This window comes from Saliniramus fredricksonii (assembly GCF_900094735.1).
Lineage (GTDB): Bacteria > Pseudomonadota > Alphaproteobacteria > Rhizobiales > Beijerinckiaceae > Saliniramus > Saliniramus fredricksonii.
Map to the genome: position 1 here is coordinate 2182861 of NZ_FMBM01000002.1, position 14836 is coordinate 2197696.

At 60.0% G+C, this 14836-nt stretch carries 8 protein-coding genes and 8 pseudogenes; 10 read left to right on the forward strand and 6 right to left on the reverse strand.

Going from position 1 to position 14836, the window contains the following annotated elements; genetic code table 11:
• Window positions 1-88: 88 nt before the first annotated feature.
• From GA0071312_RS16415 to GA0071312_RS16450, 8 genes and pseudogenes are all read left to right on the forward strand, one after another.
• A pseudogene (locus GA0071312_RS16415) lies at window positions 89-676 on the forward strand (transposase); the annotation flags it as partial.
• A gap of 96 nt (window positions 677-772) precedes the next feature.
• Window positions 773-1573 (forward strand): annotated as a pseudogene (locus GA0071312_RS16420) (IS256 family transposase); the annotation flags it as partial.
• Between the two features lie 85 nt (window positions 1574-1658).
• On the forward strand, window positions 1659-2684 hold the full coding sequence (locus GA0071312_RS16425) for an IS110 family RNA-guided transposase (protein WP_074443356.1): 1026 nt from the start codon (window positions 1659-1661) through the stop codon (window positions 2682-2684).
• Window positions 2685-2954: 270 nt separating this feature from the next.
• A pseudogene (locus GA0071312_RS16430) lies at window positions 2955-3422 on the forward strand (transposase); the annotation flags it as partial.
• 30 nt (window positions 3423-3452) lie between these two features.
• Window positions 3453-4436: pseudogene (locus tag GA0071312_RS16435) on the forward strand (IS256 family transposase); the annotation flags it as partial.
• Window positions 4437-4487: 51 nt separating this feature from the next.
• Window positions 4488-5435 (forward strand): annotated as a pseudogene (locus GA0071312_RS16440) (IS701 family transposase); the annotation flags it as partial.
• Window positions 5432-5617 carry a hypothetical protein gene (locus tag GA0071312_RS16445; RefSeq protein ID WP_074443744.1) on the forward strand — a complete coding sequence of 62 codons (186 nt, stop codon included), beginning with the start codon at window positions 5432-5434 and terminating at the stop codon, window positions 5615-5617. The pseudogene GA0071312_RS16440 and the gene GA0071312_RS16445, both read left to right, overlap by 4 nt.
• A gap of 66 nt (window positions 5618-5683) precedes the next feature.
• Window positions 5684-6010: pseudogene (locus GA0071312_RS16450) on the forward strand (transposase); the annotation flags it as partial.
• 118 nt (window positions 6011-6128) lie between these two features.
• Here GA0071312_RS16450 and GA0071312_RS16455 read toward each other — a convergent pair.
• On the reverse strand, window positions 6129-8165 hold the full coding sequence (locus tag GA0071312_RS16455) for a CocE/NonD family hydrolase (RefSeq protein WP_238947263.1): 2037 nt from the start codon (window positions 8163-8165) through the stop codon (window positions 6129-6131).
• A complete protein-coding gene (locus GA0071312_RS16460; RefSeq protein ID WP_074445847.1) occupies window positions 8162-9484 on the reverse strand; it encodes an ATP-grasp domain-containing protein in 1323 nt (440 codons plus the stop codon). The genes GA0071312_RS16455 and GA0071312_RS16460 overlap by 4 nt, the downstream gene beginning before the upstream one ends.
• A gap of 704 nt (window positions 9485-10188) precedes the next feature.
• Between GA0071312_RS16460 and GA0071312_RS16465 the strand changes: the two genes are divergently transcribed.
• Both GA0071312_RS16465 and GA0071312_RS16470 read left to right on the forward strand, forming a co-directional pair.
• Window positions 10189-11130, forward strand: coding sequence for a protein-L-isoaspartate(D-aspartate) O-methyltransferase (locus GA0071312_RS16465; protein ID WP_074445848.1), 942 nt, complete (start codon window positions 10189-10191; stop codon window positions 11128-11130).
• Window positions 11131-11184: 54 nt separating this feature from the next.
• Window positions 11185-11598: pseudogene (locus tag GA0071312_RS16470) on the forward strand (IS5 family transposase); the annotation flags it as partial.
• A gap of 71 nt (window positions 11599-11669) precedes the next feature.
• Here the strand turns inward: GA0071312_RS16470 and GA0071312_RS16475 are convergent.
• The 4 genes and pseudogenes from GA0071312_RS16475 to phnE (GA0071312_RS16490) form a co-directional block, all read right to left on the reverse strand.
• A pseudogene (locus GA0071312_RS16475) lies at window positions 11670-12053 on the reverse strand (site-specific integrase); the annotation flags it as partial.
• Window positions 12054-12337: 284 nt separating this feature from the next.
• A complete protein-coding gene (locus tag GA0071312_RS16480) occupies window positions 12338-12955 on the reverse strand; it encodes a DapH/DapD/GlmU-related protein (protein WP_074445849.1) in 618 nt (205 codons plus the stop codon).
• Between the two features lie 99 nt (window positions 12956-13054).
• Window positions 13055-13912: a phosphonate ABC transporter, permease protein PhnE gene (gene phnE, locus GA0071312_RS16485; protein WP_238947264.1), complete on the reverse strand. Its 858-nt coding sequence runs from the start codon at window positions 13910-13912 to the stop codon at window positions 13055-13057.
• Window positions 13909-14835: a phosphonate ABC transporter, permease protein PhnE gene (gene phnE / locus GA0071312_RS16490; RefSeq protein ID WP_074445850.1), complete on the reverse strand. Its 927-nt coding sequence runs from the start codon at window positions 14833-14835 to the stop codon at window positions 13909-13911. Before phnE (GA0071312_RS16490) ends, phnE (GA0071312_RS16485) begins: the two co-directional genes overlap by 4 nt.
• Between the last annotated feature and the right edge of the window lies 1 nt (window position 14836).

Consider the following 14836-nt stretch of genomic DNA (forward strand, 5'->3'; position numbering starts at 1 on the left):
CGCGAATCTGGGTGACGCAGTTTGAGGAGGTGGCGTATCGTGGCGGGTGCTGAAGCCTGCCAGAACTTCCAAAAGGAACGATACGCCTATGAAAGATGATATCACGATTACCCCGCTGTACCAGCCCGGATCTGTTGCGGATCCTCTGACAGAAATTGCCCGTGACGGCGCCCGCAGGATGCTTGCGGCGGCACTTCGGGCCGAAGCCGATACCTTTGTGGAGCAATATGCCGAGGAGGCTTTGCCGGATGGCCGGCAACGGATCGTCCGGCATGGTTATGGGCCACAGCGCAGCATTCAGACCGGCATCGGTCCGCTCGACGTGCGCCGCCCGAAAGTCCGCGACCGGGCCACCGATATGCCTGCGGAGAAGAAGGTCCGCTTCACCTCAAGCATCCTGCCGAAATGGGCCCGGCGGTCGAAAAGCCTCGATGCCCTGCTGCCGGTGCTCTATCTGCGCGGGATCTCCACCGGCGATTTCCAGGAAGCGCTGTCAGCGTTGCTCGGGGTAGATGCACCGAACCTGTCGCCTGGTGTCATCTCCCGTCTGACGGGCGATTGGCAGCAGGAATACGATCGCTGGCAGGGCCGTGATCTCTCGGCCCGGCGGTATGTCTATATCTGGGCCGACGGTGTCTATCTGCAGGCCCGCATGGAACCGCAGGCCGAGTGCATAGAGCTATACGCGAATCTGGGTGACGCAGTTTGAGGAGGTGGCGTATCGTGGCGGGTGCTGAAGCCTGCCAGAACTTCCAAAAGGAACGATACGCCTATGAAAGATGATATCACGATTACCCCGCTGTACCAGCCCGGATCTGTTGCGGATCCTCTGACAGAAATTGCCCGTGACGGCGCCCGCAGGATGCTTGCGGCGGCACTTCGGGCCGAAGCCGATACCTTTGTGGAGCAATATGCCGAGGAGGCTTTGCCGGATGGCCGGCAACGGATCGTCCGGCATGGTTATGGGCCACAGCGCAGCATTCAGACCGGCATCGGTCCGCTCGACGTGCGCCGCCCGAAAGTCCGCGACCGGGCCACCGATATGCCCGCGGAGAAGAAGGTCCGCTTCACCTCAAGCATCCTGCCGAAATGGGCCCGGCGGTCGAAAAGCCTCGATGCCCTGCTGCCGGTGCTCTATCTGCGCGGGATCTCCACCGGCGATTTCCAGGAAGCGCTGTCAGCGTTGCTCGGGGTAGATGCACCGAACCTGTCGCCTGGTGTCATCTCCCGTCTGACGGGCGATTGGCAGCAGGAATACGATCGCTGGCAGGGCCGTGATCTCTCGGCCCGGCGGTATGTCTATATCTGGGCCGACGGTGTCTATCTGCAGGCCCGCATGGAACCGCAGGCCGAGTGCATACTGGTCATTCTCGGCGCCACGCCGGAGGGGAAGAAGGAGCTCGTCGGCTTCCAGGTCGGCATGCGCGAGAGCGCGCAGAGCTGGCGCGAACTGTTGGTCGACATCAAGGCCCGCGGCCTCAAGGTGCCGCCCGAGATCGCCGTGGGCGATGGCGGCATGGGGTTCTGGAAGGCCCTCGACGAGGTCTTCCCGGGAACGCATCATCAGCGCTGTTGATGGATTGGATGCCCCCTCCCAACGGCATCGCAATGTGCCAACGTGGTGATCTGCAGGTCATTCACGAGAGGAGGAAGCATCCATGGACAACATTAGCATCATCGGCCTTGACCTCGCAAAGCGGGTCTTCCAGGCGCACGGCGCGCGAGCGGACGGTAGCGTCGGCTTCCGCAAGAAGCTGGGTCGCTCGCAGGTTCTCGGCTTCTTTGCCAAGCAGCCGCGCTGCATCGTTGCTATGGAAGCGTGTGCGACGGCCCACGAGTGGGGCCGCGCGATCGGCGAGCTCGGTCACGAGGTCCGCCTGATCCCGCCGATCTACGTCAAGCCGTTCGTCAAGCGGCAGAAGAACGACGCGGCCGACGCAGAGGCGATAGCCGAGGCGGCGGGTCGCCCGACCATGCGCTTCGTCGCGGTCAAATCCGAGGCGCAGCAGGCGAAGGCGATGGCTTTCCGGACGCGGGACCTCCTCGTCAAGCAGCGCACGCAGCTCATCAACGCACTGCGGGGCCACCTCGCCGAGCACGGCCTCATAGCGCCGCAGGGGCCGGCTCATGTCAAGGTGCTGGCGGACGCGCTGGAGGCAGCCGGCTCGCGTCTCGAGACGCTCGTGATCGAGCTGGGGCGCCTCTATCTCGAGCAGATCGAACTGCTCTCCGGCAGGATCGCGGATCTCGACAAGGTGCTGAAGCGCGAAGCGGCGCGGGAAGAAGACACCGCACGACTGATGACCATGCCTGGCGTGGGCCCGCTGACTGCGATGGCGGTCCAGACCTTCGCCCCGCCGATGGAGACGTTCAGGCGTGGACGCGACTTCGCAGCCTGGACGGGGCTCGTCCCTGTCCAGCGATCGACCGGTGGGAAGCAGATCCTCGGACGAACGTCCAAGATGGGGCAGCGCGACATACGGCGTCTCCTGATCATCGGCGCGATGTCGGTGGTCCGCTGGGCCGTCAGGAAGGGCGCGCCGGAAGGCAGTTGGCTCGCACGCATGCTGGCCCGCAAGCCACGCATGGTCGTCGCCATCGCGCTGGCCAATAAGATGGCGCGCGGGATCTGGGCGATGTCGACGCGGGGAGAGAACTTCAGGGGTCCGGTCGCCGCGGTCTGATGACGACATCAGCCGAGGCAGCCGGGCCGTTGGGCGTGTGAGGAAGTCGACAGCAAGGTAAGGGCAAACGATCGGTCAGATCGGGATCGAGAAAAGCATTTGAACCCAAAGAGCCTCGAGCTCGCGCTGTTGATGTGCACTCGATCCGCGTATCTCCATACTGGCCCGCGGTCCGTTCAGAGCCGCATCTCAAGGCCTGATACATGACCGCACCCGATCACGCGCTTGAGCCGAGCAGAAACCTCTTGCACGAACGGGGGCATCCATACATGGGTTCACAAGACGGCTAACGTCCTGAACAAGTTCCCGAAATCCATGCAGCCGGCGGTGAAGGCCGATCTGCGCGAGATCTGGCAGGCCGAAACCCGCGCCGCGGCGGAAACCGCCATCGACACCTTCGCCGAGAAATACGGCGCCAAATACGAGAAGGCCGTGACCTGTCTCACCAAAGACCGCGAAGCCTTGCTGGCATTCTACGGTTTCCCCGCCGATCACTGGGATCACCTGCGCACCGGCAATCCGATCGAGAGCGTGTTCGCCACCGTCAGGCATCGAACCGTGCGGACCAAGGGAGCATTGTCGCAGAAGACCGCGAAGCTCATGGTCTTCAAGCTCGTTCAGGCCGCCGCAAAGACATGGCGCCGCCTGAAGGGCGCGAAGCAGTTGCCAATGGTCATCGAAGGTGTCAGATTCACCAACGGTGTCGCCGTAAACGGTACCGAAAACCGCGCCGCCTGATCAGGCCGTATCACCCAAAATCCCGCATAGCTCCCCAAGCTGCGTCAAGGCAGTTACTTCCCGGGCTTTCTCGAAGCGCGCAAGACCTCGGAACAGGCGCTGGTGGCCGTCATCCAGGAGGCGTGGATCAGTGGTGTCTCGACCCGTCGCGTCGATGAGCTGGTGCAGGCCATGGGGCTGAGCGGCATTTCGAAGAGCACGGTGTCGAAGCTGTGCAAGGACATCGACGAACGTGTCGGCGAGTTCCTGAACCGCCCGCTCACCGGCGAATGGCCCTATCTCTGGCTCGACGCCACCTATCTGAAGGTGCGCCAGGGCGGACGGATCGTACCAGTCGCCGCAATAATCGCCGTGGCCGCCAACACCGAGGGACGCCGTGAGATCATCGGCCTCGGTATCGGCCCGTCCGAGGCCGAGACATTCTGGACCGAGTTCCTTCGATCCCTGCGCGTTCGCGGCCTGGGGGGCGTCAGACTGGTCATCAGCGACGCGCATACAGGCCTCAAAGCCGCCATCGCCCGGGTCTTCGAAGCAACCTGGCAACGCTGTCGCGTCCACTGGATGCGCAACGCCCTGGCCCATGTCTCGCGTGGTCAGCATACTGTCGTCGCCGCTGCCATCCGACAGGCCTTCGATCAACCCGACCGCACCCATGCCGGCGAAACCTGGCGCAAGGTCGCAGAGCAACTGCGCCCGCGCTGGCCAAAACTGGCCGATCTCATGGATGCCAGCGAGCACGACGTGCTGGCCTACATGTCATTCCCGCGCCAGCATCGCACCAAACTGCACAGCACGAACCCAATTGAACGTCTGAACAAGGAGGTCAAGCGACGCGCCGACGTCGTCGGGATCTTCCCCAATGAAGCATCCATCATGCGTTTGATCGGCGCCGTGCTCTTCGAGCAGAATGACGAATGGCAGACATCAAGCCGCTACATGATGGTCGAGGCATTCGCACAGATCGACAAGGAAGAGATCGATCCCATCCTCAGCATAACCACAAAAGCCGCCTGATCATGACCTCAGGCCATCCAGAAAATTACACCAGCTTGACGGACGCGACCCCTCATCCGCGATCAGGCAGTCGATGCGTTGGGGGACAACGGCGTTCTGGTCATCGATGAGACCGGTTTCGTGAAGAAGGGCGATCGCTCGGTCGGGGTGGCGCGTCAGTATTCCGGAACTGCCGGCCGGATCGAGAACTGCCAGATCGGCGTTTTCTGCGCCTATGCCAGCCGCTACGGCCAGACATTGATCGACCGGCGGCTGTATCTGCCGAAGGCTTGGGCGGAGGATATCGAGCGTCGTCGGCGTGTCGGGATTCCCGACGACATTGCCTTCTCCACGAAGCCGGCCATCGCCCGCGAGATGATCGCAAGCGCTCTCGATAGCGGCCTGCAATGTGCGTTCGTACTCGCCGATTCAGTCTATGGAAGCGATTACACGCTTCGCCGAATGCTGGAGGATCGCGGGCAGCCGTATGTTCTCGCGGTCCGATCCAACCAACACCTGCGCTTCCTGCAGGCCGACTGGGGCCTGATCCAGACAGATCCGGCAACGATTGCGGCGGAACTTCCCAAGAAAGCCTGGACGGCGCTCAGTGCGGGCGAAGGTGCCAAGGGCCCCCGTTTGTATCATTGGGCACGGGTCTCATTGGGCTGGGCCACGCCGGAGGGGTTCGAGAGGTGGCTTCTCATGCGCCGTAATCTGCGCAATCGCGATGAAATCGCCTACTACTTCGCTTTCGTCCGAGAGGGAACGAGCCTTGCCGACATGGCAGGCGCTGCCGGGTTGCGATGGACCATCGAGGAATGCTTCCTGCGTGCCAAGGACGATCTTGGCCTCGATCATTGCGAGGCCCGCTCCTGGCATGGTTGGCACCGACACATGGCCCTCGTCATGGCCGCAGCCCTGTTCCTCGCACAGATCGCCGCAGAACAACGAAAGACCGCCTACGCCACCGATGCTGAGAGCAAACGGGACAAAACGAGTCCGGACCGAACAGCCGCATGATCGGCGCCATTGCCGGGCTGATGTCCACCTCGGAAATCCGCCGCCTGATCGCACGCCTCATCCTGACCGAACCTATCGCCACCGCATTCATATGGGCATGGTCCCTCTGGCGAAGGCAGCATCAAAAACAGGCGGCCATCAGCCACAGGAAACGACGCAGGAAGAATAAAAAGCAACTGTAGTACTAGTACTACAGTTGCGTATTCCTTTGCATTCTGATTCTGTGTCCGAATCAAGGAGGTTCGGGCATGGGTATTTCGGACTGGTCTGGAACATCGGTGAACTGGGCGGCGGCGTTGGTGGCTTTCAAGCAAGCGCTGGCGCCGATTTTTCCGCGTGTGGAAACATGGCGATCGGCAGGGGCCTTCATTGATGGTGTGCTGTCCGGTGTCGAACGCAAGACGGGCTGGATGCTGGCGGAGCAGGCGGGTCTTGAGCGTCCCTACCGGATCCAGTCCCTTCTCGGTCGAAGCAGTTGGGACAGTGATCAGCTTTGCACCCTCATCCGCGATCAGGCAGTCGATGCGTTGGGGGACAACGGCGTTCTGGTCATCGATGAGACCGGTTTCGTAAAGAGTTGAATTACAGGCTTGGGACGGCACAGTCGAAGCGGTCGTCCCGGGTTCCGCATCGAAGCTCTTGCAGCATGAGCCTGAGACGGGGCGCGCCACCCGACAAGCCTGTCCAGGCCGATCAGACGAAGTCGCGCGCGATGGTGACGTCCCAGCTACGGCAGAAGACGCGCTTGTCACCCTCATGGGCATCCAGATCGGCAGTAATGTGAAACGCCGTCTCCGTTGCGGTCAGAACGGTATGAGCCCTGGTGCGTATCGACCAGTCGCCCCGGCGTAACCCGCGCTGCAACAGGGTTTCACCTCGCCCGGAATGAAAATCGTCGGCATGGGTACGATACCATTCGAAAGCGCGGTTCTCGACGATGAGATCGATATCTTCCAGATGAACCACGCCGTTGTCATTGATGACTTCGAGCGTGGACAAATCGCTGGCAAGGTCACGATGAACAAGCCAGTTATGCCTGCCCGGTTCGAGCTGACGGCGCGGTGCCGGCGGCGCGCCCTCGGGGGCGCCGAAGACGCGCAAGCGTGCATCTTCCGCGCGGGGCTTGCGGACCGGGAGTGCCACCCGGCTTCCCGCAGTATGCACAGTCAGGCCGACCGGACCGGGAGGCAACCATGCCAGCGGCCAATATGATGTCGAGACCGCGATCCGCAACCTGTGTCCTTGAGGGAAGCTGTGCGCCACGCCATTCAGCGATACAGACACCGTATAGCGCTCACCGGGAACCAGATGCGCCGGATGTTCGGCCGAATCGCGGTGCGTCAGATTGAGCATTCCGTAGCTGACCCTGGTGATCTTGTCGTCCACGGCGATGTCCGACAGGCGTATTGCGACCATGCCCAGAGGCTGATCTGACGATATCTCCAACGTGACAACGGTGGCGCCCAGAATCTCCAGGGTTTCCGGTAGCGGCTCGCTGTCGAAGACAAGCGCGCCACCATCCTCCTCGCGCTGGTCGTGCGCCAGATCGGGCCCGGCGGCATAGGAGCACCATTTCCCGGCGAACAGCCCCACGGTCAGCGGCGAGCGGATGCGCAATCGCTCATCCTTGCCGGCATCAGCCTCAGCCGAAAGGATATGCCGACGCCCGAGCGCAAGAGATCTGGTCGTGACGTTGGGCGATGGCCATGATGGCTCGGCGACCCACCGCCCGGGACGGTGACGATAGCTCGTGGTGGGCGGCACTGAATCCTGCATCCAGACACGCAGGACCGGTTCCTCCATAACGCCCCGGTCGATGCCCTTGAGCCAGTGATCCCACCACCGCAAGGCCTCCTGCAGAAAACCTATGGCGGGGCCGGGCACGGCGATATGCGGATATTTGTGGCTCCAGGGGCCGATCAACCCCTGACGCGGCACCTTCAGATTTTCCATCAGGCGGAAGACCGCATTCGAATAGCCATCCGCCCAGCCGCTCACCGCCATGACCGGACAGGTCACGGCAGCATAGTCTTCGGCGATGGAGCCATGGCGCCAGTAGGAATCGCGGCGCTGGTGCCGCAGCCAGTTTTCCAGCCACAGACCGCTGCCGTTCAGACGCTGATGCCACATCTCGCGCCATCCCTCACCGACGATCTCGGGATCGGGCGGCAGCGAATTGTAGGAGAACATAACCGACGCCCAGGAGAGGTTGTCCCCGAGCAGGCAGCCGCCCATATGGTGGATGTCATCGGCGTAACGATCATCGGTCGAGCACAGTGTGACCACGGCCGCCAGTGCCGGTGGCTGCAGGGCGGCAATCTGGAGACCGTTGAATCCGCCCCAGGAAATGCCGATCATCCCGACATTTCCGCTGCACCAGGGCTGCGCGGCGATCCATTGGATGATGTCGTAGCCGTCCTGGAGTTCCTGAGCGGTATATTCGTCGGTCAGCACGCCTTCGGAATCACCGCTGCCACGAATATCGACCCGCAGACAGGCATAGCCATGTCCGGCAATATAAGGATGCATGATCGAGTCGCGGTGGCGGGTCATGTCGCGCTTGCGATAGGGAATGTATTCCAGCACTGCCGGGACCGGGTGCTCGCCGGCATCCTCGGGAAGCCACAGCCGTGCAGCGAGGCGGGTGCCGTCGCGCATTGTGATGAAGAGGTTTTCCTCATGCCGGACCCGGTGAGGGAAATCGGCTCTGGTCTGCAGCATATCACTCATGCCGGGCTGATCCTTTCGCCGTCGATGCGAATGTCGAGCGCTTCCATAAGGGCGGCGTAGTTTTCTTCCAGAGCCTGGTGCTGATCCGCGCCCATGAAAATATCTGCGATCTGATAACTGTAGGAATCACGGTGATTGTCGCTCAGCTCGCGCAATTGCATGCCTTCGTGAACATGCAGCGTGATGTCGGTGCCGGGAAAGCCTGAAGCAATCTCCCGAACGGCGTCTTCATCCGGGGCATGGGTGACGCACTTCGCATCGCGTTCACCATAGACGCGCGGCATGAACTTGGCGGCGATGGTGAAGCGCCCGCGGCGGGCCGGGTAATCCGGGCATTTCCCGAGCGCCACGTCGATCATCACCTCCTTGTGCGGGACCCCCTCAACCTTCTCGAAGATCGGACTGTGTGATTTCGAGATACGGGCATTGATTTCAAGCAGGGCAATACTGTCATCGTGCTCTCGATAGTAGAATTCCATGTTGAAGGGACTGTCATCCAGACCCGTTGCTTCAATAACTCGGCGCGCCGCGTCGCGCATGCGCCTCTTGACTGGATCGGGAAGGCTGGAGGGGTATTCATAACGCTCGAGGCTCGCGCCGTTGGGGCCGCGCAGCGTATCGACGATACCATAGGCCTCCACCTTACCCTCGAAGACATATCCTTCCAGCGTGCATTGGCGACCCTTCGAGATGATCGCTTCGGCAATGCAATAGGCGCCATGAACCCGGGCCTCGTCCGCGCTCAGATCCGCATGGCGCATGATTGCGTCCAGGGGGGTGGCAAACCTGTCGATGCCCGCACGGATATGCGGGAGAGCGCCTTGCAGGTCTTCCAGCCTGTCGATCCGAAATCCCAGGCGGGAGGAATGCGCCTTCACCGGTTTGATCCAGTAGGGGTAATTCATGTCGATCCCCGCCTCCGTCTGCGGTTCAAACGGGTCAACCAGGACAAAGCGCGGCACCAGACCGGGTGCGACGTTCCTTTGCACGATGCGACTGAGATATTTGTGCTCGCACCGCAGCACGCTTTCGAGGCTTGGGCCGCGCAGGCCGCGTTCCGCGCGCAGGATCGGCATCATCAGAATCGTCGGAAAATCCCAGTAGCCGACAATGGCGTGGACCTCGTCGTGAAATGCATCCAGAATCTGACGCGCTTTGGTCAGCAGGGCCTCCACATCGAAGCTGCGTGCAGCGGCGATTTCTTCGTAATCGAGCAAGCTGTGAAAGACATACTCATCGGCGTTGCGGACGCCGCGTAGCAATTGAAGATTGAAAGGATCCAGACCCACGACGAAAATGTTCCTGATGTCCGCGCTCATGGACCCCCCGCTGCTTTTTCATGCAAAAAACTTCGACCTGAAATATTCAAAGCCGTCGGCGTGATATTGTTCCTGCGGTCGAATACGCAGACCTTGAAGCCCGGGCGAGATCGCTGCCGGAGACACGCTGGTGATGATGGGGACGGCAGGGCTGTACGATTATCGCAGTTCGGGCATCTCGGTCGGAATATCGCCCACCACCCTGTGCAGCAGGTCGTCAATTCGCTGAGAAAGCCATTGGCAGCACTTCCAAGCGAGAGTGAAGTCCGCCAACGAGAATGGTGATCGTATCGATTTTCTCTCACCACAAAAAGTAAAACTTGTAGTAGCTCTGATTTGAATTTGATCAATAAATCTAAGTATCAAAATATTATATGGCGATGAATTAAGCAAAATAATGACTATAATATTATAAGATTTATTGATGTATTCTCTGTAGTAAATTTATCAGAAATTTACGCTGAATTTATACTTGTCTTTCACTGTTAAAGTCTTCAACCCGAAATTTCATCCATGAACTCACATTCTGGACCAGGACGGTGGGCACGATCGACTGCCATCCAGTGTGTTTATTGCCTCCGCCATGGAACAACGCGTGGCGGGTGGCGTTTGGAGGACGAAATCTGATTTTTGAAAGGGGCGGGAAAAGAGGTTCTGGTATGCAGATCGCGCGGGGACGGTCATCAGGAGCGGGTGGCGAAAGCATGGCAGCCAAACGCGAATACATGGTGTCGCGCCAAATCGCGGCACGGGGCGTCAGCGATCCCAACGTCCGCGAGGCGATGCTGGCGGTACCGCGGGAAGTTTTCGTGCCAGCCGAACTCGCCGAGTTCGCATATGAGGATACGCCTCTGCCCATCGGCGCGGACCAGACCATATCCCAGCCCTATATCGTTGCCATGATGCTTGAGGCAGCCGAAATTGCTCCTGGCGAGAAAGTTCTGGATGTAGGAACCGGCTCAGGCTACGCGGCGGCACTGGCCAGCCGCATCGCCGGAAAGGTTGTGTCAATCGAACGCCACGCCGAACTCACTGAAGCTGCGCGCAAGGCCATTGACACTTTGGGTTACGACAATATCGACCTTCGCATCGGCGATGGCACGCAGGGCGCTGCGGATGAAGCCCCTTTCGATGTGATCCTCGTCGCTGCAGGAGGACCCGAAATCCCCGAGATCCTGATCGAACAGCTCTCACCGGGCGGACGCATGATCATCCCCGTTGGGCCGGTTCATCGTTACCAGCATCTGCTGCGAATTCGCAAGACCGGCGATAATCGCATCAAGCAGGAGGATCTTGGCCCTGTCGCTTTTGTACCGCTGATAGGCGTCGGTGGATGGCGCGACCCAGCTTGCGAGGAAATCGTGCACCCCACGGAGGGGAAAGGTACGTCGCGCGCGGTCGGGGGTGCCGCAGCGCGCGCGGTCCAGATGGGGGCACCGAATGCCCCGACCGATCCTGCCGCATTGATCGCGCGCCATGCCGAGCCGCTTCCAGAGATCGGAGCTTCCGGCTTTGGGGCAATGTTCGACCGGATCAGGGATGCCCGCGTTGTCGCAATCGGTGAGGCCACGCACGGGACTTCGGAATTCTACCGCGCCCGAGCCGCCATCACCCGACACCTGAGAGCCGGATCTAAAAGTAGTTGAGTGATATCAAAGGGTTGTGATTCAACCGTCTTTGTCGAGAAGATGGAGGATCGAATGCCCTGGGATGATATCACTCGCCGGCAGCATAACCGGGACCATCTGCGTTATCCAAGTGATTTGATGGACCGGGAATGGGCGATTTTGGCGCCGCTGATCCCTCCGGCCAAATCCGGCGGTCGTCCACGCAAGACCGATATGCGAGAGGTGGTGAACGCGATCCTTTATATCGCGGGCAGCGGCTGTCAGTGGCGGGCACTGCCGAAGGACTTTCCTCCAGCCTCCACCGTGCGAGGCTATTTCTATTCCTGGCGCGATACCGACCTCTGGCAGACGATAAACCACATCCTTGTCGCAGCCACGCGGGAACTGGAAGGACGCGAGGCCTCTCCAACTGCCGGTGTCATCGACAGTCAGTCGGTCAAAACCACGGAAAGCGGCGGGATCTCTGGCTATGACGCGGGCAAGAAAAGGTAGCGTCCAAGGAGCTGGTGTAATTTCAGTGCCGTCAACGGTGTGATCCTGGGTGGCCATCGAGGTGTATGGTCGATCCGGCTGGGAAACGCATAATCGTCTATCGTTCCACCACGCCGCTCCAGCCAGGCGAGAAGGCTCGCTCGTGCGTCAGCCATCAGTTCGAACTGAACGGGGCGGCCGGTCTTTTGCTGGATCACGAGCGCACGCTTTCGTATCTCCGGTCCACTGACCAAGGTACCGATCTTGATCTTTACGAGATCGCAACCCCGCAATTTGCTATCGATGGCGAGATCAAACAGCGCGCGATCTCGCAACCGCCTCTCTCGATCGAGGAAGAAGCGGATCGCCCATACCTGCCGCGGTTTCAAGGCCCGTTTCGCACCAACCTTCTTTCCTGCGTTCGAGGCTCGCCGCCCCTGAGAAGCAGGATCAAATCGTGAATGTCCAATAACACGTCTCCTTTGGCCACCATTGGCCAGAAGGACAACGCCGTTCGCTAGAGCACAATAAACGCTTTATCAGCATAGTGACGCGGCATGATACCCGGTCGCTTCATGCGGAAAGTTGAGCATGAATAACAGTAGGCGTTCGGCCCCGAAAGGCGTTGGCACTATGAAGTACGTGCCGTCTTCTCAACGGGTCCATGCATGGATAAAGGGTCTCCCGACAGCATTTGTGCATATATCAATTTCATTGACATTTGCAGCCCTGACAGAAATACGAAATCTTTCGATCATCCTCCATGCTTTTCAAGGAAAGCCTCAACCGAAAGTGTGCGAAAGTCATCCAGAGCGGCGCGAATCATCGTATGGTCCCAGCTCCACCATGCCAGCGCCTGTAGGCGGGCGGCTATGTCTTCTGGAAACCGCCGCCGCAGGGGCGTAGCCGGTATACCGGCTACGATAGTATAGGCGGGAACATCGCGGGTGACGACGGCGCCTGCGCCTATGACGGCCCCATCACCAACAGCAACATCAGGCCGTATAATGGCTCCGTGGCCAATCCAGACGTCATGCCCGATTGTCGTGCGCCGGGCCTCTCGTGCGGCGAAGAAAGCTGTGTCGTGCGCTGCATCAAGCCAATAATCAGCCGAGCGATACAGGAAATGGTGCTGACTTGCGCGGCACATAGGGTGGTCGGTCGGGCCGATGCGCACCATTGCGGCAATATTGACGAACTTGCCCAGCGTCGTGTTGGCGATATCACAAAGGCGTGTGCAATAGGAATAGGCGCCGAAAGTCGTATTGAGGATGACCGAGTCCGGCCCGACTTCCGTGTAGGGACCAAATTCCGATTGCGTGATTCGAGCGCCGGGATGGAGCAACGGACGGTCGGGTGAGAGCTTCTTCATCGGCTTTCTTCAGTTCGAGGGTCTGTATCCGGCTATCCGATGCCTTCACGCTTTGCCGGTCTGGGCTATCCGATACACAGCAATCGCCTGGAACTGCCATCAATGGCCGCGCTCGCCGATAAATCGTCTGCGCAGGAGGCCGGAGGCCCAGTCGATGATTGCGATAACCACAAGCACGTTGAGCACGACAAAGGCGACCTGATCGAACAGGCCGGCACGGAAGCGTTCGATGATGATCATGCCAATTCCCCCTGCACCGACGAGCCCCAGGATCGTCGCCGAGCGCGTCGAGCTCTCGAAACTGTAAAGGGAGAGCGAGACGAATACCGGAAGTATCTGGGGCAGGTAGCCGAAGCGGATCACGCGGGCGCCGTCAGCCCCGGTCGCTCGCACACCCTCGACCTGTTTGCGATCAATGTTCTCGATTGCCTCCGAATAGAGCTTGGCAAGGTTGCCCATATCCGAGATGAAGATGGCCAGAACGCCCGCGAGGGGACCAAGCCCGACCGCCCGCACGAAGACGAGCCCCCACACGACCCCGTCGATTCCGCGAAAGACATCGAGAAGGCGGCGTACGGCGTGGCGTATGACGCCAATCGGCATTGTATTCTTGGCTGCCAGAAAACCCAGCGCCAGAGCAAAGATCGTTCCCAGCAGCGTTCCCAGAAAAGCCATCGCGATCGTTTGGGCAATCCCTGTATAAATCGCAGAGTAATTCCAACCCGCCATGTCCTCCCATACGACCATGCGTGTCATCAGGCGCAACGCACGCTCTGAACTGTCAAGCAGTTTGACGAATTCGAAAAGATGCAACGAATAGACCACATAGGCGACCAGGGCCGCCCAGCTCCCTACCTTCAGCACATCGACGAATGATTTCCTGAAGGCCCCCGGATGGCTTTCGCGGATGCGCGCTATGTCAGCATCCGTCATGGCATCGAAACGCAGCGTACTCATCTCAAGGCCTCCTTACCGATGAGCGAATGACGCGCGCGTTCCGAAATCAGATCGATGCAGGTCACGGTGAGCACGACGAGCAGAAGCACTGCGGTAACACGGTCATCCGAATAAAAGCTGATGACGTGGTTCAATTCGGCGCCGATCCCGCCCGCGCCGACGAAGCCGACGACGGCCGAAGCACGCACGTTGATCTCGAATCGCCACAGGGCGTAGGATGTGAAATTCGGAAGGACCTGAGGCAGAATCCCGTAGCGCATGCGCTCGAACCAGTCTCCACCTACGGCCGTGATACCATCGACCGGCCTCATCGATGCATTTTCGACCACTTCGGAAAACAGTTTCCCCAAGGCACCTGTAGCGTGGATCGTGATGGCGAGCACACCCGCAAGCGGCCCAATCCCGACAGCAAAGACGAAGATCAGAGCAAAGAGTATTTCCGGAACTCCGCGGCAGAACTCCAGAAATCGACGTGAAGCAACACCGAGCCAAGGGAATGGCGTACAATTTCTCGCAGCCGTGAAACTGAGAATAACAGCCAACGCCGTCCCAAGTACCGTGGCTGTGACCGCCATCAGGATCGTTTCCCATATCAGTGCGAGGTACTTCCAGAAGTCGGAGTACCAGAAGCCTATTGATCCTTGCGGAAAACTCCCCTGCTCGTTGCGCCCTTCGAAGAGAACCTCCCATTGAAAGGAGGGCATGACGGAGCCGAAATACTCAAAGATTCGCGGCAATCCCGTCGCCAGGCGGTCGGGGTAGAAACGCGAGATATATATCGACCAGCCAAGGAAGAGGAGGAAGACGACGAACAGCGTGATATTCGCGGCGAGCTTGTCCCGGATCAGCTGACGACGGTGACTCTCGAACTGGCTGACGGGATCACTCTCCAGCGACCGGGCGGGTTGAATTGCCGTAATCATG